Annotated in this window: 1 protein-coding gene; it reads left to right on the top strand. The window is 43.2% G+C overall.

Annotated elements, in window-relative coordinates; translation table 11 throughout:
- The coding region (locus LFYK43_RS12280) for a transposase (protein WP_148095637.1) at positions 1–458 on the top strand (458 nt) is incomplete at both ends.

Raw genomic sequence — 458 nt, 5'->3', positions numbered from 1 at the left:
AAAGAAGCACTGGTTAAACCGCATCAGTTGCCAACAGCCTTGTCTTTTGATGAGTTTCGTTCAGTCAAGGGCCAGTTTTCCTTTATCTGTATCGATGCCAAAACACACGAACTAGTTGCTTTATTGTCAAACAGGCTCACTAAAACGATCACCGAAAATTTCACCAATACCTATTCCCTGACGGAACGACAGGAAGTCAAACTGGTGACTATGGATCTCAATGCCCAGTACCAACAATTCGTTCATCTAATTTTTCCGAATGCCGCAATTGTCTTTGATCGCTTTCATATTGTACAGCTGGTCGGTGGAATCTTAGATCGGGAACGGGTCAAAAGCCTTAAGAGCCTGGCTGATCATCGAAGCAGAACATACAAAGCCTTAAAGCATCAATGGCGCTTGTTTCATAAGGATGAAACAGAATTGGACGGGCAGACAGTCAAGTATTACCCGGGTTTAAA

Source organism: Ligilactobacillus salitolerans, assembly GCF_003864415.1.
Classification (GTDB): Bacteria; Bacillota; Bacilli; order Lactobacillales; family Lactobacillaceae; genus Ligilactobacillus; species Ligilactobacillus salitolerans.
The sequence above is the reverse complement of the archived record's forward strand: the minus strand, read 5'-3'. Positions and strand labels throughout refer to the sequence as shown.